Consider the following 22761-nt stretch of genomic DNA (forward strand, 5'->3'; position numbering starts at 1 on the left):
GCCGTCGGCTGGTCTCCGGCTGCGTGGCGTCAGTCCGCGATACGTACGGCTCCCGCCCACGGGCGGCGGCCGATGGGGGCCAGCCTGACGACATCTCCGGTCTGCGGGGCGTGCACCATCATGCCTCCGCCGACGTAGATGCCGACATGGTGCAGGTCGCTGTAGAAGAACACCAGGTCACCCGGCCTGAGCTCCTCCTTGGAAACATGCCTGCCGGCCGTCCAGAGATCGCCCGTGTAGTGCGGCAGGCTGATTCCGACCTTCTGGTAGGCGGCCATCACCAGACCGGAGCAGTCGTAGGAGTTGGGACCCTCGGCTCCCCACACGTACGGCTTGAGCTGCTGGGTCAGCGCCCAGCGCACGGCCTCGGCCGCCTTGCCGCTGCCGATGATCGGCAGATTGACGCGTACGGCACGGCCGCGGTTGCTGGCCTGGGCGAGCGCGTCGGAGTAGAGCCTGCTCTCGACCTTGGCGACCAGCTTGACGATCTTGTCGCGCCGTCCGTCGAGATCGGAGATGAGCTCCTGCACCTGGCTGATCTTGGCGGTGGCGTCCTTCTCCGCCTGCGTCGCCTTGCTCATCGCCTGGGCCACTTCCTTGAGCTGGCCGCTGTGCTGCTCCTCCAGGGCGGAGGTCGTGGCGGCGCTGTCGAGGAAGGCGTCGGGGTCACCCTTCTGGCTGAAGGCCAGCGCGTGGTCGAAGCCGCCGGAGATGTAGGCGCTCTGCGCGAGCAGCATGGCCGTACGGCGCTTGGTGGCGAGTTCGCGCTGGCGGCTGGCCAGGGTCTTCTGGGCCTCGGCCGAGGTCTTCTCGGCGTCCTTCAGCTTCACCCGCTGGCCGTTGTACTGCTCGGTCAGCTGCCCGATCTGGGTGTGAAGCTCCTCGGCCTGCTTGGCCAGCTCATTGATCGTCGGCTCGGGATCGGCCGCCGCGGAACCCAGCGGGAGGGCGACGGTCAGCGCCATGAGGGCCGCGCAGACGGCGACGATCCGCCTGCCGCGCCTGACGGCGAGCGCCGGGTGTTCCGGGGGGCGGGCGTGCTTGCCCGCCGACTTCCCTCCACGACCGCGTGTGCGCTTCACCAAGCAGCCACCTCTCCTCTCACCGCGCCGACCGGGTTAGCTGTCGGGTTCGGGCCGGAGCAGCCCTACCGAGCCGCTGCTCGGACTCACCCCAGGTGCATTTGTGGTTCCCCGGTTCCCCCGACGAGGGGATTGGGCGCATCCCCTCGCAGGATCACAAAGGGATATCGACGCTGGACACTAGTGCACGATCAGTTCCTGCTCAACCAGAACTGCGAATTCCGTTGAGGTTTGGCATCGTCCGGATCACGCCAGGATCACACGCACGCGCGGTCACCCGAGTGTTGTGCGCAGTTTACGGTGCTTTGGGACTGCTGTGACCAGCGGTGACTCCTGGGGCTCGGCGGCCGAGCAGGCCCGAGATAGGGGCTAGCCGTAAATAGATCGGTACGCTGGAGCCTCATGGAGCAGGTCGCCGAGCGCGAGACCAAGACGTTCGTCAGGCGGGCACGCACTGCCGACGTACGGACGATCAAGCGTCTCGTCGACACCTATGCCGGTGCCGGGCCCCGGCTTCTGGAGAAGGCCACCGTCACCCTCTATGAGGATGTCCAGGAATTCTGGGTAGCCGAACACGATGGAAAAGTCGTCGGCTGCGGCGCATTGCACGTCTTGTGGGAGGACCTCGCGGAAATCCGTACAGTCGCCGTGGATCCCGATCTCCGGGGCATGGGCGTGGGTCACCGGATTGTCGCCGCACTCATCTCCACCGCCCGCGAACTCGGGCTACGCCGGGTCTTCTGCCTCACTTTCGAGGTTGACTTCTTCGCCAGACATGGCTTCCTGCCCATCGACGGCACACCTGTGTCGCCCGAGGTGTACGCCGAACTGCTGGCCTCCTATGACGAGGGCGTGGCCGAGTTTCTCGACTTGGAGCACGTCAAGCCGAACACCCTCGGCAACACTCGGATGCTGCTGCACCTGGCGGCAAATGACCCGAGTGTTGACCAAGGGGAAAGGTGATTGTTGATACCTATGCCGATACCTTGGGCAGCAGCAAGCATGTGTCCTGACATGTGCCACATGCGAACTCGAAGTGAGGTGACACGGTGAGCACCGGACAGCCGCCGTATCCACAGGGTGATCCCGATGAGAACGACAAGCCCCGGGCTCCCGAATACGGACAGCAGAACTCAGACCCGGACGTGACCGTCGTCGGCTACCGCGCCGAGGACGGCACCTACGGCCAGCAGCAGGGCTACGGCCAGCAGGGCTATGGCCAGCAGCAGCCGTACGGTCAGCAGCAGCAGGGCTATGGCCAGCAACAGCAGGGCTACGGTCAGCAGGCCTACGGCCAGCAGGGCTATGGCCAGCAGCAGCCCGGTTACGGTGACCAGCAGCAGGCTTACGGCCAGCAGTCGGCGTCGGGCCAGCAGGGCTACGGCCAGCAGGGTTACGGCCAGCAGCCGGACTACGGTCAGCAGGGCTATGGCCAGCAGGCCGCCTCCGGCCAGCAGCAGGGCTACGGTCAGCAGCCTGACTACGGTCAGCAGCAGGGCTATGGCCAGCAGCAGCCCGGCTACGGCGACCAGCAGCAGGCTTACGGTCAGCAGTCGGCGTCGGGCCAGCAGGGCTACGGCCAGCAGCCTGACTACGGTCAGCAGCAGGGCTATGGCCAGCAGCAGCCCGGTTACGGCGACCAGCAGCAGGCTTACGGCCAGCAGTCGGCGTCGGGCCAGCAGGGCCAGCAGGGCTACGGCCAGCAGGGTTACGGCCAGCAGCAGCCCGGCTACGGCGACCAGCAGCAGGGTTATGGCCAGCAGGCCGCCTCAGGCCAGCAGTACGGCCAGCAGCAGGGCTACGGCCAGCAGCCTGACTACGGTCAGCAGCAGGGCTATGGCCAGCAGCAGCCCGGCTACGGCGACCAGCAGCAGGCCTACGGGCAGCAGGCTTACGGCCAGCAGCCCGCTTCCGGCCAGCAGTACGGTCAGGGCACCCAGCCCGGCTACGCCCAGCCGGCCTACGGCCAGCAGCCCGACTACGGCCAGCAGCAGTACGGCACGCCCCCTGCCTACGGCCAGCAGCAGTACGGACAGCCCGCCTACGGCCAGCAGCCCGGCTACGGGCACCAGCCTGTGGGCGTACAGCCGCCCGGCGCCCCGGCCCCGCTCGCCGAGTGGTGGCAGCGCCTGGTGGCCAGGATCGTCGACGGCGTCATCCTCGGCGTCGTCGCGGGCATCCTGACCGCGATCTTCGGCTTCCTGATCCCGAGCTACAACTGGGCGACGGGCGGGTCGAGCGGAAGCTGGGCGCTCTACTACATCGTCGTGGCCCTCGTGACGACGGTGGTCTGGGTCGGCTACGACTTCTTCATGAACCAGCTGAAGGCCCAGACGGTCGGCAAGATGATCATGGGCATCAAGGTGGTCCCGGTGGGCGGCCCCGTGCAGCCCGGCGGTCTGTCGACGGACGCCTCGCTCAAGCGGTCGCTGGTGACCTACGGCGGTTACATTCTCTACGGCCTGGCCTTCATCCTTCCGTTCGGAATGGGGCTGGGCGGTCTTCTGGTGGCCGTGAACGGCGCTTCGCTGCTGTGGGACAAGCCCCTTCAGCAGACGTTCGCCGACAAGTTCGCCAAGACCGTGGTCGTGAAGGTCAAGTAACCCGACCGAGCACAAACGGGGGCCGGCAGATGCCGGCCCCTGTTTCGTACCCGGCCCCGGACCCAAATGTGCGATTTAGCCCGGTGGGAGGTGAGTGGATATGGCCGAGACCCCGCCAGGGACGCGCGTGGTCCCCGCCGAATGGTGGGAACGCTTCGCCGCCCGCCTCATTGAGGTGCTCGTCTTCGGCGTCCTCTATTACATTCTGTCCATCCTGCTGTGGCTCTTCTTCCGGACTGTCGGCCTTCCTGATGACCTGATCGTCGTCGGCGCCTGGTTCTTGGCGGGCGCCGCCTATACCGGCTATGAGTGGCGTGCTCTTTCCCGGCGTGGCCGCACCTTCGGAAAGTCGATCATGAAGATTCGTGTCTCCCCGCACACGGGCACCGCCGCGCTGAAACGGGCCCTGCTCTATCCGGGCCCGGCGATCGTGATGGGCATTCCGCTGTGCAATCTGCTTGCCGGAATGCTGGTGTTCGCCGTGGGGTTGTTCATCTTGATCGACAAGCCCCGCCAGCGTGGTCTCCATGACCGGTGGGCCGGAACGGTAGTGGTCAAAGATGGACGATGACGTGGCAAGCAACACAATTGCGTAGATTTCCCATGATCCGGTAAGAACTCTGCCCAGACTGGTATTAGGCTGAGCACGTGGTGTCCCATCACCCCCGCTGAGCGGGTGGGACGTCGATCGCGCTAGGGTCGTGTACTGTCCGGCGGCGCGTGGCAGCGCCGCACGTCCGTGGTGTTGCTTGTGCATTAAGTGCCCCCCGTGGAGTCGAGGACGAATGCAAGCCGTTACCGATGTAATCACTGCGTTGCTTCCGCCCACTGTCGTGGCCGCCGTCTTCATCTATGGCGTGGTGAAGTTGGTCAAGTCGGAGGCCGCCGGCCGGCGGTCAAACGCCTCCGAAGGGCCCGAGAACCAGAACTGATCCGCCGCCCATCGGAATCACGTGGCGTTGAATTGTGCCGGCGCCTTTCCGGGTATATGTTTGGGCAGGCGAATGAAGCAATACTCCGGAAAGGAATGCGTAGATGGCCAAGCAGATCCAGGAGATTCTCATCGATGACCTCGATGGAGGCGAGGCCAATGAGACGGTCAGCTTCGCTATTGACGGTGCCTCCTACGAGATTGACCTGAGCGACGGAAACGCCAAGAAGCTGCGTGACGCACTGACGCCTTTCGTGCAGGGTGCTCGCAAGTCGGGCGCCACCGCCGTTCGCCGACGTGGCGGCGGCCGGGCGAGTTCTCGCCAGATGAGCCGCGACCAGAGCGCGCGTATCCGCGCCTGGGCCAAGGAGCGGGGGCTGCCGGTCAGCGAGCGTGGCCGCATCGCGGGAAACATCGTGGAGCAGTACGAAGCGGCTCACTAGTCGACGCCCATGCGCTTATGACGATCGCCAAGAACCCCGGCGGATGCCATAAGCGCATGATCGTCTTGCTGTCAGGTTTTGCGTTCTTTTCTTGTCTCCGCGCTTTGATCACAGTGCCTCGCGGCGCCGTACGGCCGTTCACCGCCACGGCCGGGTGTTCGCCCTCGGCGATCAGCGCGTGAGGTCTTTCGGCCTTCTGGCCGGTAGGATGTGGGCACTGCCTCGTGATGCTTTCTCCGAGAGCCCCTAAACCTCGTTCGCTTGCGGCGTATCGGGAACACACCACCCTCAGACAGTAGTTGGATGGAGGGTGAACGCCCTGCTCTCGGGGAACGTTCTCTGCTATAGAGCGGCAGAGGGCAAGGATCGCCGAGCCAGGGCTAGCATGCGGGATGACGGGACCGGATTTGCCGGGCCTGGGCTGACCGCTCTGTGAGGAGCGACGAGATGTTCGAGAGGTTCACCGACCGAGCGAGGCGTGTTGTCGTCTTGGCCCAAGAAGAGGCCAGGATGCTCAACCACAACTACATCGGCACTGAGCACATCCTTCTGGGCTTGATCCACGAGGGTGAGGGCGTTGCCGCCAAGGCTCTGGAGAGTCTCGGCATCAGCCTTGAGGGTGTGCGTCAGCAGGTCGAGGAGATCATCGGCCAGGGCCAGTCGGCTCCGTCGGGGCACATTCCCTTTACCCCGCGGGCCAAGAAGGTCCTCGAGCTGTCGCTCCGTGAGGCTTTGCAGCTGGGTCACAACTACATCGGCACCGAGCACATCCTGCTCGGTCTCATCCGCGAGGGTGAGGGTGTGGCGGCCCAGGTGCTCGTGAAGCTTGGAGCCGATCTCAACCGTGTGCGGCAGCAGGTCATCCAGCTGCTCCACGGCTACCAGGGCAAGGAGCCGGCCGCCGCCGGCGGTCCGCAGGAGTCCGCTCCTTCCACCTCCCTGGTGCTCGACCAGTTCGGCCGAAACCTGACCCAGGCTGCCCGCGAGGGCAAGCTCGACCCGGTCATCGGCCGTGAGAAGGAGATCGAGCGGGTCATGCAGGTCCTCTCCCGGAGGACCAAGAACAACCCGGTTCTGATCGGCGAGCCCGGCGTCGGCAAGACCGCCGTCGTCGAGGGCCTGTCACAGAAGATCGTCAAGGGTGAGGTGCCCGAGACGCTCAAGGACAAGCAGCTCTACACGCTTGACCTCGGCGCGCTCGTGGCCGGTTCCCGCTACCGCGGTGACTTCGAAGAGCGCCTGAAGAAGGTGCTCAAGGAGATCCGCACGCGCGGCGACATCATCCTGTTCATCGACGAGCTGCACACCCTCGTCGGCGCGGGCGCCGCCGAAGGAGCGATCGACGCCGCCAGCATCCTCAAGCCGATGCTGGCCCGTGGCGAGCTCCAGACCATCGGTGCCACCACGCTCGACGAGTACCGCAAGTACCTTGAGAAGGACGCCGCCCTCGAGCGTCGTTTCCAGCCGATCCAGGTGGCCGAGCCCTCGCTCAGCCACACGATCGAGATCCTCAAGGGCCTGCGCGACCGTTACGAGGCCCACCACCGCGTCTCCATCACCGATGGAGCGCTGGTCGCCGCCGCGCAGCTCGCCGACCGCTACATCAGCGACCGTTACCTTCCCGACAAGGCGATCGACCTCATCGACGAGGCCGGTTCGCGGATGCGCATCCGCCGGATGACCGCTCCGCCGGACCTGCGCGAGTACGACGAGAAGATCGCGAAGGTGCGCCGCGACAAGGAGTCCGCGATCGACGCGCAGGACTTCGAGAAGGCCGCCGCCCTCCGCGACCAGGAGAAGCAGCTCCAGCTCAAGCGCGAGCGCCGCGAGCGGGAGTGGAAGGCCGGCGACATGGACGTCGTGGCCGAGGTCACCGAGGAGCTCATCGCCGAGGTTCTCGCGACCGCCACCGGCATCCCGGTCTTCAAGCTGACCGAGGAGGAGTCGCAGCGCCTGCTCCGCATGGAGGACGAGCTGCACAAGCGGATCATCGGCCAGGACGACGCCATCAAGGGTCTGTCCCGTTCGATCCGCCGCACCCGCGCCGGTCTGAAGGACCCGCGCCGTCCCGGTGGCTCGTTCATCTTCGCCGGCCCCTCGGGTGTCGGTAAGACCGAGCTCGCCAAGACGCTCGCGGAGTTCCTGTTCGGCGACGAGGACGCCCTCATCACGCTCGACATGTCCGAGTTCATGGAGAAGCACACCGTCTCGCGGCTGTTCGGCTCCCCGCCCGGATACGTCGGCTACGAAGAGGGTGGCCAGCTCACCGAGAAGGTGCGGCGCAAGCCGTTCTCCGTGGTGCTCTTCGACGAGATCGAGAAGGCCCACCAGGACATCTTCAACTCGCTGCTGCAGATCCTGGAAGACGGTCGCCTGACCGACGCCCAGGGCCGCGTCGTCGACTTCAAGAACACGGTCATCATCATGACCACCAACCTCGGCACCCGAGACATCTCGAAGGGCATCGGGGTCGGGTTCGCGAAGAACAACGACGCCGACTCCAACTACGACCGGATGAAGTCGAAGGTCCAGGAGGAGCTCAAGCAGCACTTCCGGCCCGAGTTCCTCAACCGTGTCGACGACATCGTGGTCTTCCACCAGCTCACGCCGAAGGAGATCATCCAGATCGTCGATCTGATGCTCGCCCAGGTGGCCGAGCGCCTGAAGGACCGCGACATGGGGCTCGAGGTCTCCGACGAGGCCAAGCAGCTGCTGGCCGACCGCGGCTACGACCCCGTCATGGGTGCTCGCCCGCTGCGCCGGACGATCCAGCGCGAGCTGGAAGACTCTCTGTCGGAGAAGATCCTGTACGGCGAGCTGCGTCCTGGTCAGATCATCAAGGTGACGGTCGAGGGCGAGGGCGACAACGCCAAGTTCGTCTTCGCCGGCGAGACCGCTCCGGCCCGGGTCCCCGACTCGGCCGCCGCGATCGCCGAGCCGATCCAGAACTGACCGGTTCTGCCTGAGAAAGGCCCTCGCTCCGAAGCGGAGCGGGGGCCTTTTCTCATTTCATAGGATGGCGCGGCTGGAGGGGGCGGCCATCGCGTGAGGTGGCCCGGGTTGTCCCTCTTGAGGCCGGCGTGCAGCAGAACTCCCGGTGTCTTCTTGCCGAGCCGGCCGGTGGCAGGGCGGGATCGGGCTCGGCCATGCGTCGTCGCGTGTACAAGATCGCACAGTGGGTGGGAAAAGCGCCCATGGTGCGCGTCCCGCGAACCGAGATGGAATGGTTGCCGGATCGGCTATACCACCACCAGAAGTAGTACTACACTCCGTAGAGCAAGACATCGCCAAGTCTCACGCAAGTCTCCCCCAAGAGCAGGCTCCTAGGGTGAGGCTGCTCCCTGGGGAGTAGTAAGCAGTCAACTCAGGGCGGACGCACCGGAGACCCCGGAGCCGCAATGCTCGAGGCAGGCGAGAACGCCGACAGTCGAAGCCGTGGAGGAAGCCGATGCGCCTGCGTCACGAGGACGGAACTCTCGTTCACCTGGCCTACAACGCCGGCGTCCACCCCGCCGAGGACCTCGAGAACCTCATCGCCCACCTGACCCGCTACGCCGTCCCCGTGCGCAAGCGGCTCGGCGTCGAGCGGATGGGCATCGGCCTGTGGTTGTCGCCTGGCGTCGCCGACCACCTGACCGCCGACCGCATCGAGCTCGTACGGCTGCGCCGCTCCCTGGAGGAGCGCGGGCTGGAGGTCGTCAGCCTCAACGGCACCGGCGGACGCCACCAGGAAGCGCCGGGCCCCGACTGGGCCAAGCCCGAGCGCTACCGCTACACGATGGCGCTGGCGAAGATCCTCGCCTTCCTGCTGCCCGAAGACGTACGGTTCGGCAGCATCTCCACGATTCCGATCGGCTGGCGCCGTGACTGGCCCGCCGACCTGCACTCGATCGCCACCCGCCGCCTGGAGCGCCTGGCCCGCGAGCTGCGCGGCATCTACAGCGTCACCGGCAAGACCATCCGCGTCGGCTTCGAGCCGTGGCCCGGATGTGTGCTGGAGACGACGGAGCAGGCGCTGGAGCGCGTGGGCGGCATCGACTCCGAGCATCTCGGGGTCTGCCTCGACGCGTGCAACCTGGCGTGCGGAGACACCGAGGAGTCGGGCACCGCCCTGCGCGGCCTGGCCCAGGCGGGGGCGCCCGTGGTGAAGCTCGGGCACGTGCACAACCACGAGAGCCCCGACACGGGCGCCGTGCTGCACGACACGCTGGCCGCCATGCTGTCGGGGGCCGTGGCGGGCACCGCGCACATCGAGGTGGAGATGCACCACCTGGCGGCTCCGCTGAAGGCCAAGGGGCCGGGGGCGCTGGTGTCGGTGCTGGCGGAGGAGCTCGACTGGGCCCGCACCAACCTCACGGGCCTGGGCCTGCAACTCGCCGCCTGACAGGATCTCGGCCTCAGCTGAACCAGCCCGGCGCGTCCAGCTTCCATACGTTCTCGGGCGTCATCTTCCGCAGGTCGTTCTCCAGTGCGGCCAGGCGGTCGGCGCCCAGGGTCTCGGCCCAGCGCCGGTGCTGACGCCGCAGGATCTCACCTGAGCGGATCAGCGCGTCGTACCCGCGGTCGGTCACTTTGACGATCTTCCGCCGGGTGTCCGCCGGATCCACGGCCCGTTCCACGTAGCCGATCTGCTCCAGCGCCTCCACGGTCTTGCCCGCCGCCTGCTTGGAGACGCCCAGCGTGCGCCCCAGCTCGACGGCGGTGGTGCCCTGGGGCCCGATGGCCTGCAGCACGAAACCATGCATGGGCCGCATGTCGGGATGACCCTGCCGGGCCAGCTCGGCATGCAGCTCATCGATCATGGTGCGGAAGGCCAGCAGGAAGCGGAGAGGGAGTTCGCTTGACACGATAGACAACCTGGTTCACTATTTAGACAACGCCATTGTCTATCTTAGGAGATCGAATGTTGATTCGCGAGGCCGACGCGCGCCGAACCGAGACTCCCGGGGGAATCATGACCACCCTTGCCTCTCCGACCCAGGGCGCGGCGGGGCTGTCGATCTGGCGGGTCGAGGGCAAGCCGGGTGTCTCCGGGCCCGTGCACACCATCAGTGCCGACCAGGTCTGGACCTTCCTGGAGGGAGCCGTGAGCGTACGCCTGGGGGAGGAGGACCTCGCGGTCGTCGCCGGTGACACCGTGGTGATGCCTGCCGGGGTGGTGCGGCAGGTGACGGCTGGCGAGAGCGGATTCGTGGCCATCTGCACCGCCCCCGCCGAGGCCAGGGCGGCGGTCGACGGCAAGGACTTCGGAGTCCCGGCCTGGATCGCCTGACGGCCTAGCCAGGCAGGCGATAGGTGCCGTCGTCGAGGACCTCGGTGAGGCCGTCGGCGACGAGGCCGTCGAGGGCGCGTTCGCGCTGCACCGCGTCGTCCCACACCACGTCCAGCGCCTCCTTGGGCACCGGCCCGTGCGCGTTGCGCAGGACGGCCAGCAGCCTGCCCCGGCACTGCCGGTCGGTGCCCTCGTAGGTCTGTCCCTTGCGTGCCGGCCCGGCGTGCGGGGGCTTGCCCGCCAGGCGCCACGCACAACGGTCGGCGATCGGGCAGTCGGCGCATCGTGGTGCGCGTGCCGTACAGACCAGAGCCCCCAGCTCCATCACGGCCACCCCCCACGTCGGGGCGCCCACCTCGGGCAGTAGCGACTCGGCCAGGCGCCGCTCGATCGCGGAGGTCGCGGTGGGTGGATACTCCTCCGCCCGGACGGCCCTGGCGAACACCCGCCGTACGTTCGTGTCCAGTACGGCATGGCGGCCGGCGAAGGCGAAGCTGGCCACGGCCGCGGCGGTGTATTCGCCGATGCCGGGCAGGGCGAGCAGCGTCGCGTGGTCGGAGGGCACCTCGCCGCCGTGCTCCTCGGTGATCGCGGTGGCGCAGGCGTGCAGGCGCAGTGCCCGGCGCGGGTAGCCGAGCCGGCCCCAGTGGCGTACGGCCTCGCCGGAGGGTTGTGCCGCCAGGTCCTTCGGCGTCGGCCAGCGCTCCATCCACTCCAGCCAGATCGGCAGCACCCGGACCACCGGGGTCTGCTGCAGCATGATCTCGCTCACGAGGATGCCCCAGGGCGTGGCGTCGGGACGGCGCCACGGAAGATCTCGGGCATTCTCTGCGTACCAGCTCAGGATGGGGGAGTGCAGGTCGGCCACCAGTCAAGACTACGGCGGGTCGTCACGCTGCAAGCACGGGTTTTCGTTCATGCTGTGCGTATGGAACCGGACACTTTCCGTGGCGACGCTGGTGATGTCTACTGGCGCCGGCGCATGAGCGTCCTGGTCGGGGCGCTGGTCGTGGTGGCCGTCGTGGCCTGGGCATGCTCCAGCGGATCCGACGGGCCCGCGGGCAAGTCGAGTGCTCAGTCGCTCGCAAGTCCCCCGGCCGGCCCGGTGTTGTCCGGGCTGCCGACGTTGAGCCCGTCGCCGACCGTGAGCCCTTCCTCGTCGGCGTCGCCGTCCGCCAAGCCGTCGGCCTCGGTCAAGGCGGTCGCCGCCAAGCCCAGGCCGCGCAAGCCCGGCATGCCGTGCGAGCGCAGCGAACTGGTGCTCAGCCTGCAGGGACGCCAGGAGGTCTACACGGGTTCGGCCCAGCCGGGGTTCGTCTACACGCTGGTCAACACCGGGCCGGTCATGTGCACCACCGATGTCGGGCCGCGTGCGCTGGAGTTGCTGATCACCTCGGGCCAGGACCGGATCTGGTCGACGGCCGACTGCGTGAGCGGCGAGGACGGCCAGGTTCACAAGCTGGAGCGGGGGATCCCGCTCGTGCGGACCGTGCAGTGGGATCGCCGCCGGTCCGCGGCCACGTGCGGCAAGGAAGGGCAGGCCGCGCTGGCGGGCACCTACGTCGCGGTGGTCGACGGCGGCTCCCTGCGCAGTCGCAAGGCGGTCTTCCACCTGCGGTGACGGGGTCACTCGTGGAAGGGCATGGAGGTCCAGCCGACCACCATGCCCTCGCTGGTCCAGGTGAGCACGACGCCCTCGGTGGTCCAGGTGAGCACGACGACGGTGATCGCCAGCGCCAGGTGGACCAGCGGCGTCGGCAGGTTGCGCAGGTCGCGGGCGCGCACGTGGAAGAGGACCGCGACGAGGAAGTAGCACGCCAGCGTGATCGCGGCGGCCAGCCCGAGCGGCGCCCACGCCAGCCCTCCGACCAGGCCCGCCGCGCCCGCCAGCAGGAGCGCCGCCAGCAGGTTGAGCCTCGACTCCGCCACTTCCACCCTGGCGTAGGTCCGCACGACGTCCTCGCGGTGGCTCAGTTTCCTGGCCGCTGAATACACCAGCAGCCCTGCCAGGATCACGGAGACGACGACGAGCGCCATACCCACGAATCTAAACACTTGTATAGATTCGTCAAGGTCAGACGTAACGCTCCAGGATCGACGACTCGGCCAGCCTCGACAGCCCCTCACGCACGCTGCGCGCCCTGGACTCGCCGACTCCGCCCACGGCCTGCAGGTCGTCGATGCTGGCGGCCAGGAGCTTCTGCAGGCCCCCGAAGTGGCCGACGAGGCGGTTGACGACCGATCCCGGCAGGCGCGGCACCTTGGCCAGGAGCCGGAAGCCTCGCGGGCTGGCCGGCCCGTCGAGCGCCTCGCCACCGGAGTAGCCGAGCACGTCGGCCACGGCCCCCAGGTCGAGCAGCTCGCTCGACGACAGCTTGTTGAGGTCGCGCAGCGCCTGCGGGAAGGCGCGGGAGGTGTCGGAGGGCAGGTAGTCGCGCACGATGAGCTCGCGCTCCGAATCGACGCCCGCGACCAGCTCTTCGAGCTGCAGCGACAGCAGCCGGCCGTCGGTGCCGAGCTCGACCACGTAGCCCTCGATCTCGTCGGCGATGCGCCTGACCATCTCGAGCCGCTGCACGACGGCCGCCACGTCGCGGACGGTGACCAGGTCCTCGATCTCGAGCGCCGACAGCGTGCCGGACACCTCGTCGAGGCGGTGCTTGTAGCGCTCAAGCGTGGCCAGGGCCTGGTTGGCCTTGGAGAGGATCGCCGCCGACTCCTCGAGCACGTAACGGATGCCGTCGAGGTAGAGGGCGATGATCCGCATCGACTTGCTGATCGCGATGATCGGGAAGCCGGTCTGCCGGGCGACCCGCTGGGCGGTGCGATGGCGGGTGCCGGACTCGTCGGTCGGGATCGAGGGATCGGGCACGAGGTGAACTCCCGCGCGCACGATCTGGTAGTCGCCCGAGCGCAGCACGATGGCGCCGTCCATCTTGGCCAGCTCGCGCAGGCCGGTGGCGGAGAACTCGACGTCGAGCTGGAATCCGCCGCTGCAGATGGCCTCGACGTCGGCGTCGTAGCCGAGCACGATCAACCCGCCGGTGTGTCCGCGCAGGATGCGCTCAAGACCGTCGCGTAGTTGAGTGCCCGGAGCCAGTGCGGCAAGGGCCTCGCGACGGCGGTCGTCGACGCTCCTGTCGTTTCCCACGTGGCCCCCGGTGTCGCTGTATACCAAATCCAGCTTAGCGTTCTCTTGGGGGAAGCCTGCCTGGGGTTTCCAAAGGATCACATCACGAGGGTCAGAAGGATCAAGTGACGTGAGTCAGGGCATCCCACACATTCTCCGCCTCGACCACCTCGAAGCCGGGCGCGAACTGCGTGGGGCCGACGGGCACGAGCGAACGTTGCTGCTGGCGGCCGGTGGGCCGGCGGGTGCCCTCGTCGAGTGAGCCCTTGGGCACCAGAGCGCGGGTGAAGCCGAGCCGGGCGGCCTCGGTCAGGCGCCGTCGCACGTCGCGCACCGGGCGCAACTCTCCTGCCAGGCCGACCTCGCCCAGGGCGATCAGCCCGGCGGGCAGGGCGCGGTCACCGGCCGCGCTGGCCACCGCGAGCATGACGGCCAGGTCGACCGCGGGGTCGGCCAGCTTGATGCCGCCCACGGTGGCGGTGAAGACGTCGCAGCCGCCCAGCTTGGCGTTGAGCCTGCGCTCCAGCACCGCCAGGATGAGCTGCACACGATAGGTGTCGAGCCCGGAGCTGGTGCGGCGCGGCTGCTGGGCCTCGGTGCGGGCGACCAGCGCCTGCACCTCGGCGGGCAGCGGCCTGGTGCCCTCGACGGTCACGGTGACGCAGGTGCCGGGCACCGGCTTGGTGCGGTGGGAGACGAACAGGCCGGTCGGATCGCTGATGCCCTCGATGCCGCGCTCGTGCAGGTCGAAGCAGCCGACCTCGTCGGTGGGGCCGAAGCGGTTCTTCACCGCGCGCACCAGGCGCAGCCGGGAGTGGCGGTCGCCCTCGAAGTTGAGCACCACGTCGACCAGGTGCTCAAGGGTGCGCGGACCGGCGATCGAGCCCTCCTTGGTCACGTGGCCGACGAGCACGGTCGACATGTCGCGCTCCTTGGCCAGCCGTACGAGGTTGGCGGCGACCTCGCGGACCTGGGTGACGCCGCCGGGGACGCCGGTGGCCTGGGCCGAGCCGATCGTCTGCACGGAGTCGACGACGAGCAGCCTGGGCTGGACCTTCTCGACGTGGGTGACCAGCGCCGCCAGCTCGGTCTCGGCCGCGAGGTAGAGCCGGTCGCGCAGGGCGCCGATGCGGTCGGCGCGCAGGCGCACCTGGGAGGCGGACTCCTCGCCCGTGACGTAGAGGACCGTCTCGCGGTCGGCGAGCTTGGCCGCGGCCTCGAGCAGCAGGGTCGACTTGCCGATGCCGGGCTCGCCGGCCAGCAGGACCACCGCGCCGGGCACCAGGCCGCCGCCGAGCACGCGGTCGAGCTCGCCGATGCCGGTGGTGCGGGCGATGGCCACCTCGGCCTTGACCTGGCCGATGGGGATCGCCGGCGCGCTGGTGGCGCCCGCCTGAACGACGTGCACGCCCCTGGCGGCGCCCTCCTCGTCGACAGTGCCCCACGCCTGGCACTCCGAGCACCGGCCGACCCATTTGAGCGTGCGCCAGCCGCACTCGGTGCAGCGGTATCCAGCTGCAGCTGTCTTCGCCATGCCGAGCAGGCTAGCGGGGCCCGCCGACAAATCTCATTTCACGCGCGCGGCCCGGGCGTGCCAGGTGTCGCAGGCGGCGGGCCGCAGCTGGTCGAAGCCGCGATCGAACCACGTGAACTGGGTGCGCGGCAGGCCGTGCGTGCGGTCCCACTCGTTGTCCTGGTCCCAGGTGACGATCGACTCGCGATACTGGTCGAGCGTGGTGGGCGTGGGGAACAACGCGTCGTAGAACACGCCGAGCCCGATGCCGGAGAAACACTGAGCCTGCAGCTCCGACCTGCGTGTCACCGCGTCCTCGGCCTTCTTGCCCTCGCCGTCGGCGCGCCAGTAGGCACGGTTGGTGACGTCGCCGAACCCGGACATCTCCTGCACGTGGTGGCCGTACTCATGGGCGATCAGGTCGACCATGTATATCCGCGCCTCCGGATACAGGTCGTCCTTCGTGATCAGCACCCACAGCCGCCTGTAGTCCTTCGAGCGGGAGTCGCCGCAGTACAGCCCGGTGGCGCCCTTGATCCACCCGCCGCACGCCTTCTTGGCCGGCTTGGACAGGAAGGAGCGCCGCGGCACCTGGAACTTCAGCCCCGCCCTGGTGAACTCGGCCTTCCAGTGCCGGTCCAGGCACGAGGCGAAGGCCGCCAGGTAGTTCCGCATGCCTCTCCAGCTGTTGTACGGCACGGCGGGCGTCTTGCAGGCACGTGGCCTGGCCTTGGTCAGCTTGTTCAGCGGGTTGCGGTCACGGGCGGCGTCACCCACCGGGGGATCGCTCAGCACCCGGCGCGGCGCGGGAGTGGCCGAGGGCTTGGACCTGGGCTTGGCGGTCGCGGTGGGCTTGGGGCGCGCCGCCTGCTTCGTGGGCGCGGGCGGCGTGGACGCCGAGGGCACCGGGAGCAGGGAGCATCCGGTGATCAGGAAAGCGGCCACGAGCAGGGGGAGCATGCGGGGCATAGTGGCGTATCACGATATATGCGTTTCCGGATGGGGTCACTTCACCTCGGAAGTCTTGTACCGCCAGGTGTTGCAGGCACCGGTGGTGCGCGCCTTGAAACCACGCTCCAGCCAGGTGAGCTGGGTCTTGGGCAGCCCATGGGTGCGGTCCCAGGCGTCCGGCTGGTTCCACTCGCGGTTGGCCCTGCGGTAGGAATCCCAGTGCCACCTGGAGGAGAACATCGAGTCGTGGAGGGCGCCGATCGCGATTCCGGCGAAGCAGGTGGTCTGCAGCTCGGAGCGGCGCGTCACGAGGTCCTCCGCCTTGCGGCCCTTGGAGCGCCAGTAGGAGTCCTCGACGTGTGAGGAGTAGCCCGACATCTCCTGGACGTGGTGACCGTACTCGTGGGCGGTCAGGATCGCCATGTCGAGCCGCAGGTCCGCCCAGCGCCACCCCTCGTCGATGACGACCGTGAAGCGATGGGCGTCCTTGGACTCCGGGTCGTTGCAGTAGATGCCGTCGGCGCCCTTCGACCACTTCCCGCCGCAGAACCGCTTCGGCTTGGAGCGCACGAAGCTGCGTTCCGGCGCCTCGTAGCGAAGCCCGGCGCGGGCGAACTCGCGCTTCCAGAACCGGTCGAGGCAGGCCGTCACCGCGCCGAGGTACTTCTTCATGGACCCGAAGTCGCGGTCGCGCACTCCCGGCGCCTTGCAGCTCATGGCCTTGGCCTTGGCCAGGCGGTTGAGCGGGTTGTGGTCGCGTGCCGCGTCACCGGTGGGGGCGTTGCTGGGGGTGGGCTTCGGAGCGGGCGTCGCCGTCGCCGTCGCCGTCGCCGTCGCCGTCGCCGTCGCCGTCGCCGTCGCCGTGGGCGTGGGAGACACCGGCACGGAAGGCGCGGCGACGACCGAGGTCGTCGCACAGCCCGTCACCAGCAGGAACAGCAGCACAAGGGGAGATTTGCGGCACACAGCCGCAAATCATGCCTTATGTCGCTTTTATCCCTCTAGGCCCAATTCCATAACGAGCATCCGCTTCGGCTTGGCCCCCACGATCTGCTTCACCGGCTCCCCGTTCTCGAAGAGCACCATCGTCGGCAGCCCCATCACCCCGTACCGGGCCCCGATCTGCGGATGCTCGTCGAAGTTCAGCTTCCCGATCGTCAGCCCGTGCTCGGCCTCGATCTCGGCCAGCACCGGCGCGACCATGCGGCACGGACCGCACCACTCGGCCCAGAAGTCGACGAGCACCGGCTTGTCGCTCCTGAGCACCTGCTCCTCGAAGGTGTCGGCGGTCAACTCGATCATTGCAACGCTCCCTTGAGCTGGGCGGCCACTTCGGCGCGGCGGGCGAGCAGGACGCGGATCTCCTCGTCGATCTCGGCGATCTTGCGGCGGTAGACCTCGACCGACTCCGAGCAGGAGCCGCCCGAGGGCTGCCCGCTGCGCAGGCAGTCGACGAAGGGCCTGGCGTCCTCCAGGGTGAAGCCGATCGCGAGCAGCTCACGGATCTCGCTCACCAGGCGCACGTCGCCCTCGTCGTACTCCCGGTAGCCGTTGCTCTCGCGTCTGGCGGAGATCAGGCCGTGCTGCTCGTAGTAGCGCAAGGAGCGGGTGCTCGCGCCGGTCTTGGTGGCCAGCTCGCCGATTCGCATACCGCCAAGGTAAACGTTGACACCGATGTCAGGGTCAAGGCCTAGAAGCGGCGCCAGCGCAGCACGTTCGGGTAGGGGAGTTCGAGTCCGGTCACCTCCGACGCGGCGGAGCGCGCCACCCTGGGGGTGAACTCGATGCGCAGCACCGCCTCCAGGTCCGCCCTGGTCTCGAAGGCCATCCGCAGGTCGAGCTCCTCGCGCTCCCAGCCCTGCCGGGTCCAGAACTCCTCCACCTTGGCGGGGGAGTACTGCGGCACGGTCTCGCGGAACCACCGCCCGAACGCGCCGCGCGAGCCGTCGAGGTCGATCACGAAGGCCGCGCCGCCCCGCCGTACGACTCTGGACAGCTCCCGCAGGCCGGGCTCGCACCCCGGGCCGAAGAAGTAGGCCCACCGCGCGATCGCGACGTCGACCGACGCGTCGGGCAGGGGGAGCGCCTGCGCGGCTGCGGCGTGGACGGTGACGTTGTCCAGGGCGGCGCAGCGGCGTCTGGCCACGCTCACCAGGTCGCCGTGGGGTTCGACGCCGATCACGGCGCGCGCCTCGCGGGCGTAGGCGGGAAGGTGGTAGCCGGTGCCGCAGCCGATGTCGAGGACGGTGGCGCCGCTCCAGGGACGCAGCTCACGCAGGCGGGCGTCGGCCAGGCCCTCGGGATCCACCGCGCGGTTCTCGGTTTCGTAGACCGCGGGGGTGTTCCAGATGTTGGGGCTGGGGATCGCGCCGGTGTGGATGCGTGGCATGGGTCAACGATAGGAGAGCTCGCGCTTTAGGCTGGCAGGGTGACAGACGTCATCCGCGTGCCCAATGCGAAGATCGCATTGTCCACGGCTTCGGTATATCCGGAACGCACTCCCGACGCGTTCGAACTCGCCGGGCGCCTCGGTTACGACGGTGTCGAGATCATGGTGGGCGCAGACCCGGTCAGCCAGGACATCGACGTCATCGAGCGGCTGTCCGACCACTACGAGGTGCCGGTGCTGGCCATCCACGCGCCCTGCCTGCTGGTGACCCAGCGGGTCTGGGGCCGTGACCCGTGGGCCAAGCTGGTCAAGGCACAGCAGGCCGCCGAGCGGCTGGGCGCCACCACGGTCGTGGTACACCCGCCCTTCCGCTGGCAGCGCGACTACGCCCGTGACTTCGAGATCGGGCTGGCCCGCATGCGCGACGAGACCGACGTGGTCTTCGCCGTCGAGAACATGTTCCCCCTCAAGGCCAGGGGCAAGGCGGTGGTGCCCTACTCACCCGACTGGAACCCGATCGACTACGACTTCCCCAACGTCACCCTCGACCTGTCGCACACGGCGGTGTCACGTTCCGACGCGATGGAGATGGCGGTCAAGCTGGGCGACCGGCTGGCCCACCTGCATCTGGCCGACGGGACCGGGGTGACCAACCTCGACGAGCACCTGGTGCCGGGCCGCGGCAACCAGCCGTGCGCGGCGATACTCGAGCGGCTGGCCACGACCGGCTTCACCGGCAACGTGGTGCTCGAGATCAACACCCGTAAGGCCGTCAGCCGTACGGAACGTATCGACGATCTCGCGGAGGCGCTGGCCTTCGCCCGGCTCCACCTCGCGACCTCTCCATGATCAGACGCACCCTCGGCAAGGTCTTCGACCGGGTGGCCGACGCCTACGACGCGGCCAGGCCCGGGTACCCCGACGGCCTGTTCGCGGCGCTGGCCGAGCTGGCGGAAACCTCGCTCAACGGCGCCCTGGTGGTCGACGTCGGCGCCGGCACCGGCATCTCGACCAGGGCCTTGCAGGCCAGAGGTGCGCGGGTGGTGGCCGTCGACCCCGGCGCCGAGATGTTGTCGCGCCTGGTGTCGCGAGGCGCGGGCGCGGCGGTGCGGGCCGACGGCAACCAGCTCCCGCTCCACGACGGGGTGGCCGACCTGGTGTGCTACGCCCAGTCGTGGCACTGGCTCGACCCGGTCGTCTCGGTGAACGAGGCGCGGCGCGTGCTCCGCCGTACGGGCATGATCGCCGCGTGGTGGAACACCCACGACACGGCCAGGGCCGACTGGCTGGCCGGTTACGAGGCCGAGCTGGCCGAGCTCGCCCCCGAATACTGGGGTCCCGCGCATCCCCAGTGGCGTGTGCCGTCGATCGCGGCCGTGCTCGACGTCGAGGAACGCTGGGTCCACTGGACCCGGCTGGTGACGGTCGACGACTTCCTGCTCGATCTCAGGTCGCACTCCTACATGGCCGCCCTCGATCCCGGTCAGGCCGACGAGCTGGTCGGCAGGCTGCGCGGGCGGCTCGACGGCGACGCTCAGGAAGGCGTGCTGACCGTGCCGATGCGCGTCTACCTGGCGGTGGGTCGTTGAGTACGGCCCGCAGGCCCGGACGCCGCCCGGGTGCGGCCGACACCAGGGGAGAGATCCTCACGGCGGCGCGGAAGGTCTTCTCGGAGAAGGGGTACGACAAGGCCACCATGCGCGGCATCGCCAGGGAGGCGGGCGTCGATCCTGCCCTGGTGCACCACTACTTCGCCAACAAGGAGGGCGTTTTCGCGGAGGCGCTGCAGCTTCCCGTCACGCCCGACGTGATCCTGCCCGAGCTCCTCGGCGCGCCGCGACACGAACTGGGGGAGCGGCTGGTCAGGCTGCTGCTCACGGTGACCTCCGACCCGCAGGCCAGGGAGCCGGTCATCGCGCTGATGCGCTCGGCGATGACCAACGACCAGGCGAGGGAGACACTGCGGGAGTTCATGTCGAGCGCGATGTTGTTCCGCGTGGCCGACGCGCTGGAGGTGCCCCACATCCGCATCGAGGCGGCTTTCGCGCAGATGTTTGGGATCATCATGGCGAGGTATGTCCTCCGGCTGGAACCGATCGCCTCCGCTGACCTGGAAGAGATCGTCGAACTGGTGGGGCCGACGCTCCAGCGCTACCTTGACCCATAGAGCATTGTTCTAGATGGTAACGTTACTCGCCAGTAGCAAGGCTGGGGAGAACGTGGCTGACCAGCCGACGTAGGCTGATTGGCAACGCAACTCTGTGGGAGGGACCCGGTGCTCTGGGTAGCGATCCTCGCGCTCGTCATGACCGTCGCGGCGGTGGCCGTGGCCGGAAGGCGGGCGTTGTTCCTCTTCAAGCTGGCCACCTCCGGCCCGCCCGCTCCCGAGCGGATCGAATATGCCAAGACCCATGTGCCCGAAGAGCTGAAGGCGCAGATCGTCGAGGTCTTCGGCCAGAAGAAGCTGCTCAAGTGGACCCCTTCTGGCATCGCGCACTTCTTCGTCATGTGGGCGTTCTTCATCCTGCTGACGGTCTACATCGAGGCCTACGGCGCGATCATCCAGGGTGCGATCACCGGTGAGCCCGACTTCCACATCCCGATCATCGGGCAGTGGGCGGTGCTCGGCTTCCTGCAGGACTTCATCGCGGTGGCCTGTCTGCTCGGCCTCGTCGCCTTCGCGGTCATCCGGATCAAGAACTCTCCCAAGACCGAGGGCCGCAAGTCGCGCTTCTTCGGCTCCCACCTGGGCGGCGCCTGGCTCGTCCTGTTCATGATCTTCAACATCATCTGGACGTTGTTCCTCGCCCGCGGCGCCGCCAGCGCCAACGGCAACCTGCCTTACGACAGCGGCGCCTTCGTCTCCATCGGGCTCGGCAACATCCTGCCCGCCAGCACGCTGCTCGAAGAGATCGCCCTGCTGCTGCACATCGGCTTCATGCTGGTGTTCCTCGTCATCGTGGTGAACTCCAAGCACCTGCACATCTTCACCGCGCCGCTCAACGTGTTGTTCTCCCGCCGTCCCGACGGCCTGGGTGAGGCGCCCGAGATGCGGATCGACGGCAAGCCCGTCGACTTCGAGGACGAGGACCTCGACCCCGAGAAGCTGGGCCGCGGCAAGATCGGCGACACCACGTGGAAGGGCTTCCTCGACTTCTACTCCTGCACCGAGTGCGGGCGTTGCCAGTCGCAGTGCCCGGCGTGGAACACCGACAAGCCGCTGTCGCCGAAGATGCTCATCCTCGACCAGCGTGACCACGCCTTCAAGGTCGCGCCGTACCTCCTGCCCGGCGCCGACACCTCGCACGCCGGCCAGGACGTCCTGGCGCTGCTGGACAAGCCGCTCGTCGGTGAGGACGGCGTCATTCACCCCGACGTGCTGTGGTCGTGCACCAACTGCGGCGCCTGCGTCGAGCAGTGCCCCGTCGACATCGAGCACATCGACCACATCCTCGACATGCGCCGCTACCAGGTCATGGTCGAATCGTCGTTCCCGTCCGAGGCGGGTGTGATGATCAAGAACCTGGAGAACAAGGCCAACCCGTGGGGCATGTCCGAGATGAAGCGGGCGGACTGGATCGAGGAGCTCGACTTCGAGGTCGAGGTCGTCGACGAGAAGCTCTCCGAGGACACGGAGTACCTCTTCTGGGTCGGCTGCGCCGGAGCCCTGGAGGACCGGGCCAAGAAGACCACCAAGGCCGTCGCCGAGCTGCTGCACATCGCGGGCGTCAAGTTCGCCGTGCTCGGTCCCATGGAGGCCTGCACCGGTGACCCCGCCCGTCGCCTGGGCATGGAGTTCATCTTCAACATGCTGGCCAAGCAGAACATCGAGACGCTGACCGAGGTCGGCGCGAAGAAGATCGTCGCGACCTGCCCGCACTGCTTCAACACCCTGGCCAACGAGTATCCGCAGCTGGGCGGTCAGTTCGAGGTCGTGCACCACACCCAGCTGCTGGCCAAGCTGGTCGACGAGGGCAAGCTGGTGCCGATCAACCCGATCGAGGAGAAGATCACCTACCACGACCCGTGCTTCCTCGGCCGCCACAACAAGGTCTACAGCCAGCCCCGCGACATCATGTCGAAGGTGCCCGGCGTGCAGACCCAGGAGATGCACCGCCACAAGGACCGCGGCTTCTGCTGCGGCGCCGGAGGCGCGCGCATGTGGATGGAGGAGCGGCTCGGCAAGCGCATCAACACCGAGCGGGTCGACGAGGCGCTGACGACCGATCCCGACACCGTCTCCACCGCCTGCCCCTTCTGTCTCGTGATGCTCGGTGACGCCATCAACGAGAAGAAGAACGGCGGCCAGGCCAAGGAGTCGCTGGAAGTGGTGGACGTGGCGCAGCTTCTGATTCGTTCCGTCAAATCCTGAAACATCCGGATGTCAGGTACGAAACCCGGCATCCACATAACGGGAAAATCACGGTAACCTCAACGTCGCATGGCT

General features: G+C 67.9%; 23 protein-coding genes and 1 riboswitch. Of the genes, 12 read left to right on the forward strand and 11 right to left on the reverse strand.

The genetic code is table 11. From position 1 onward, the window contains the following. Nucleotides 1-29 precede the first annotated feature (29 nt). On the reverse strand, nt 30-1082 hold the full coding sequence (locus HNR30_RS49290; RefSeq protein WP_312894467.1) for a C40 family peptidase: 1053 nt from the start codon (nt 1080-1082) through the stop codon (nt 30-32). A gap of 11 nt (nt 1083-1093) precedes the next feature. Next, nucleotides 1094-1231: riboswitch (cyclic di-AMP (ydaO/yuaA leader) on the reverse strand. Nucleotides 1232-1484: 253 nt separating this feature from the next. On the opposite strand from HNR30_RS49290, the gene HNR30_RS17595 reads away from it, so the two are divergent. The 6 genes from HNR30_RS17595 to HNR30_RS17620 all read left to right on the forward strand — a co-directional run bounded on the left by HNR30_RS17595 (nt 1485) and on the right by HNR30_RS17620 (nt 9443). After that, a complete protein-coding gene (locus HNR30_RS17595) occupies nt 1485-2045 on the forward strand; it encodes an amino-acid N-acetyltransferase (protein ID WP_181610906.1) in 561 nt (186 codons plus the stop codon). Between the two features lie 86 nt (nt 2046-2131). Then, nucleotides 2132-3685, forward strand: coding sequence for an RDD family protein (locus tag HNR30_RS50155; protein ID WP_181610907.1), 1554 nt, complete (start codon nt 2132-2134; stop codon nt 3683-3685). Between the two features lie 100 nt (nt 3686-3785). Beyond that, nucleotides 3786-4256: an RDD family protein gene (locus tag HNR30_RS17605; RefSeq protein ID WP_181610908.1), complete on the forward strand. Its 471-nt coding sequence runs from the start codon at nt 3786-3788 to the stop codon at nt 4254-4256. A gap of 464 nt (nt 4257-4720) precedes the next feature. Continuing rightward, nucleotides 4721-5059, forward strand: a complete 339-nt coding sequence (locus HNR30_RS17610) for a histone-like nucleoid-structuring protein Lsr2 (RefSeq protein WP_181610909.1) — start codon at nt 4721-4723, stop codon at nt 5057-5059. 447 nt (nt 5060-5506) lie between these two features. Further along, nucleotides 5507-8011 carry an ATP-dependent Clp protease ATP-binding subunit gene (locus tag HNR30_RS17615; protein WP_181610910.1) on the forward strand — a complete coding sequence of 835 codons (2505 nt, stop codon included), beginning with the start codon at nt 5507-5509 and terminating at the stop codon, nt 8009-8011. 496 nt (nt 8012-8507) lie between these two features. After that, nucleotides 8508-9443 carry a TIM barrel protein gene (locus HNR30_RS17620; protein WP_181610911.1) on the forward strand — a complete coding sequence of 312 codons (936 nt, stop codon included), beginning with the start codon at nt 8508-8510 and terminating at the stop codon, nt 9441-9443. A gap of 13 nt (nt 9444-9456) precedes the next feature. On the opposite strand, the gene HNR30_RS17625 is transcribed toward HNR30_RS17620, so the two are convergent. Next, a complete protein-coding gene (locus HNR30_RS17625) occupies nt 9457-9906 on the reverse strand; it encodes a MarR family winged helix-turn-helix transcriptional regulator (RefSeq protein ID WP_312894468.1) in 450 nt (149 codons plus the stop codon). A gap of 107 nt (nt 9907-10013) precedes the next feature. On the opposite strand from HNR30_RS17625, the gene HNR30_RS17630 reads away from it, so the two are divergent. Further along, the gene (locus HNR30_RS17630; RefSeq protein ID WP_246378648.1) at nt 10014-10331 is read left to right on the forward strand and encodes a cupin domain-containing protein; all 318 of its coding nucleotides are present in this window, start codon (nt 10014-10016) and stop codon (nt 10329-10331) included. Nucleotides 10332-10335: 4 nt separating this feature from the next. On the opposite strand, the gene HNR30_RS17635 is transcribed toward HNR30_RS17630, so the two are convergent. After that, the gene (locus tag HNR30_RS17635; RefSeq protein WP_376771749.1) at nt 10336-11091 is read right to left on the reverse strand and encodes an iron-sulfur binding domain-containing protein; all 756 of its coding nucleotides are present in this window, start codon (nt 11089-11091) and stop codon (nt 10336-10338) included. A 168-nt stretch (nt 11092-11259) separates the two neighbouring features. Between HNR30_RS17635 and HNR30_RS17640 the strand changes: the two genes are divergently transcribed. Then, complete coding sequence (locus tag HNR30_RS17640; RefSeq protein ID WP_181610914.1) at nt 11260-11952, forward strand: hypothetical protein; 693 nt, start codon at nt 11260-11262, stop codon at nt 11950-11952. A gap of 5 nt (nt 11953-11957) precedes the next feature. Here the strand turns inward: HNR30_RS17640 and HNR30_RS17645 are convergent, their stop codons facing one another. From HNR30_RS17645 to HNR30_RS17680, 8 genes are all read right to left on the reverse strand, one after another. Continuing rightward, complete coding sequence (locus tag HNR30_RS17645; RefSeq protein ID WP_181610915.1) at nt 11958-12368, reverse strand: DoxX family protein; 411 nt, start codon at nt 12366-12368, stop codon at nt 11958-11960. A 37-nt stretch (nt 12369-12405) separates the two neighbouring features. Then, entirely contained in the window at nt 12406-13482 is a 1077-nt protein-coding gene (disA, locus tag HNR30_RS17650) for a DNA integrity scanning diadenylate cyclase DisA (protein WP_181610916.1), read from the reverse strand. A gap of 100 nt (nt 13483-13582) precedes the next feature. Next, complete coding sequence (radA, locus tag HNR30_RS17655; protein WP_181610917.1) at nt 13583-14995, reverse strand: DNA repair protein RadA; 1413 nt, start codon at nt 14993-14995, stop codon at nt 13583-13585. Between the two features lie 33 nt (nt 14996-15028). Further along, a complete protein-coding gene (locus HNR30_RS17660; RefSeq protein ID WP_181610918.1) occupies nt 15029-15934 on the reverse strand; it encodes a neutral zinc metallopeptidase in 906 nt (301 codons plus the stop codon). 45 nt (nt 15935-15979) lie between these two features. After that, nucleotides 15980-16870 carry a neutral zinc metallopeptidase gene (locus tag HNR30_RS17665; RefSeq protein ID WP_181610919.1) on the reverse strand — a complete coding sequence of 297 codons (891 nt, stop codon included), beginning with the start codon at nt 16868-16870 and terminating at the stop codon, nt 15980-15982. Nucleotides 16871-16918: 48 nt separating this feature from the next. Continuing rightward, complete coding sequence (gene trxA, locus HNR30_RS17670; RefSeq protein ID WP_181610920.1) at nt 16919-17227, reverse strand: thioredoxin; 309 nt, start codon at nt 17225-17227, stop codon at nt 16919-16921. Further along, nucleotides 17224-17574: a MerR family transcriptional regulator gene (locus HNR30_RS17675; protein ID WP_181610921.1), complete on the reverse strand. Its 351-nt coding sequence runs from the start codon at nt 17572-17574 to the stop codon at nt 17224-17226. Before HNR30_RS17675 ends, trxA begins: the two co-directional genes overlap by 4 nt. 41 nt (nt 17575-17615) lie before the next feature. Then, nucleotides 17616-18314 carry a class I SAM-dependent methyltransferase gene (locus HNR30_RS17680; protein WP_181610922.1) on the reverse strand — a complete coding sequence of 233 codons (699 nt, stop codon included), beginning with the start codon at nt 18312-18314 and terminating at the stop codon, nt 17616-17618. A 39-nt stretch (nt 18315-18353) separates the two neighbouring features. Between HNR30_RS17680 and HNR30_RS17685 the strand changes: the two genes are divergently transcribed. From HNR30_RS17685 to HNR30_RS17700, 4 genes are all read left to right on the forward strand, one after another. Further along, nucleotides 18354-19163 (forward strand): sugar phosphate isomerase/epimerase family protein, encoded by an 810-nt coding sequence (locus HNR30_RS17685; RefSeq protein ID WP_181610923.1) that lies wholly within the window; start codon nt 18354-18356, stop codon nt 19161-19163. Next, entirely contained in the window at nt 19160-19903 is a 744-nt protein-coding gene (locus HNR30_RS17690) for a class I SAM-dependent methyltransferase (protein ID WP_181610924.1), read from the forward strand. The genes HNR30_RS17685 and HNR30_RS17690 overlap by 4 nt, the downstream gene beginning before the upstream one ends. Beyond that, complete coding sequence (locus tag HNR30_RS17695) at nt 19900-20481, forward strand: TetR/AcrR family transcriptional regulator (protein ID WP_181610925.1); 582 nt, start codon at nt 19900-19902, stop codon at nt 20479-20481. The genes HNR30_RS17690 and HNR30_RS17695 overlap by 4 nt, the downstream gene beginning before the upstream one ends. A gap of 108 nt (nt 20482-20589) precedes the next feature. Then, entirely contained in the window at nt 20590-22686 is a 2097-nt protein-coding gene (locus tag HNR30_RS17700) for a (Fe-S)-binding protein (protein ID WP_181610926.1), read from the forward strand. Nucleotides 22687-22761: the final 75 nt, after the last annotated feature.

Origin of the sequence: Nonomuraea soli (assembly GCF_013761175.1) — a bacterium.
Lineage (GTDB): Bacteria > Actinomycetota > Actinomycetes > Streptosporangiales > Streptosporangiaceae > Nonomuraea > Nonomuraea soli.

What these genes read in the sequence shown, in the direction of transcription:
- HNR30_RS17595 (WP_181610906.1), top strand. Translation starts at nt 1,485, where the DNA reads ATGGAGCAGGTCGCCGAGCGCGAGACCAAGACGTTCGTCAGGCGGGCA.
- HNR30_RS17605 (WP_181610908.1), top strand. Translation starts at nt 3,786, where the DNA reads ATGGCCGAGACCCCGCCAGGGACGCGCGTGGTCCCCGCCGAATGGTGG.
- HNR30_RS17610 (WP_181610909.1), top strand. Translation starts at nt 4,721, where the DNA reads ATGGCCAAGCAGATCCAGGAGATTCTCATCGATGACCTCGATGGAGGC.
- HNR30_RS17615 (WP_181610910.1), top strand. Translation starts at nt 5,507, where the DNA reads ATGTTCGAGAGGTTCACCGACCGAGCGAGGCGTGTTGTCGTCTTGGCC.
- HNR30_RS17620 (WP_181610911.1), top strand. Translation starts at nt 8,508, where the DNA reads ATGCGCCTGCGTCACGAGGACGGAACTCTCGTTCACCTGGCCTACAAC.
- HNR30_RS17630 (WP_246378648.1), top strand. Translation starts at nt 10,014, where the DNA reads ATGACCACCCTTGCCTCTCCGACCCAGGGCGCGGCGGGGCTGTCGATC.
- HNR30_RS17635 (WP_376771749.1), bottom strand. Translation starts at nt 11,091, where the DNA reads ATGCTGCAGCAGACCCCGGTGGTCCGGGTGCTGCCGATCTGGCTGGAG.
- HNR30_RS17640 (WP_181610914.1), top strand. Translation starts at nt 11,260, where the DNA reads ATGGAACCGGACACTTTCCGTGGCGACGCTGGTGATGTCTACTGGCGC.
- HNR30_RS17645 (WP_181610915.1), bottom strand. Translation starts at nt 12,368, where the DNA reads ATGGCGCTCGTCGTCGTCTCCGTGATCCTGGCAGGGCTGCTGGTGTAT.
- radA (WP_181610917.1), bottom strand. Translation starts at nt 14,995, where the DNA reads ATGGCGAAGACAGCTGCAGCTGGATACCGCTGCACCGAGTGCGGCTGG.
- HNR30_RS17660 (WP_181610918.1), bottom strand. Translation starts at nt 15,934, where the DNA reads ATGCTCCCCCTGCTCGTGGCCGCTTTCCTGATCACCGGATGCTCCCTG.
- trxA (WP_181610920.1), bottom strand. Translation starts at nt 17,227, where the DNA reads ATGATCGAGTTGACCGCCGACACCTTCGAGGAGCAGGTGCTCAGGAGC.
- HNR30_RS17675 (WP_181610921.1), bottom strand. Translation starts at nt 17,574, where the DNA reads ATGCGAATCGGCGAGCTGGCCACCAAGACCGGCGCGAGCACCCGCTCC.
- HNR30_RS17680 (WP_181610922.1), bottom strand. Translation starts at nt 18,314, where the DNA reads ATGCCACGCATCCACACCGGCGCGATCCCCAGCCCCAACATCTGGAAC.
- HNR30_RS17690 (WP_181610924.1), top strand. Translation starts at nt 19,160, where the DNA reads ATGATCAGACGCACCCTCGGCAAGGTCTTCGACCGGGTGGCCGACGCC.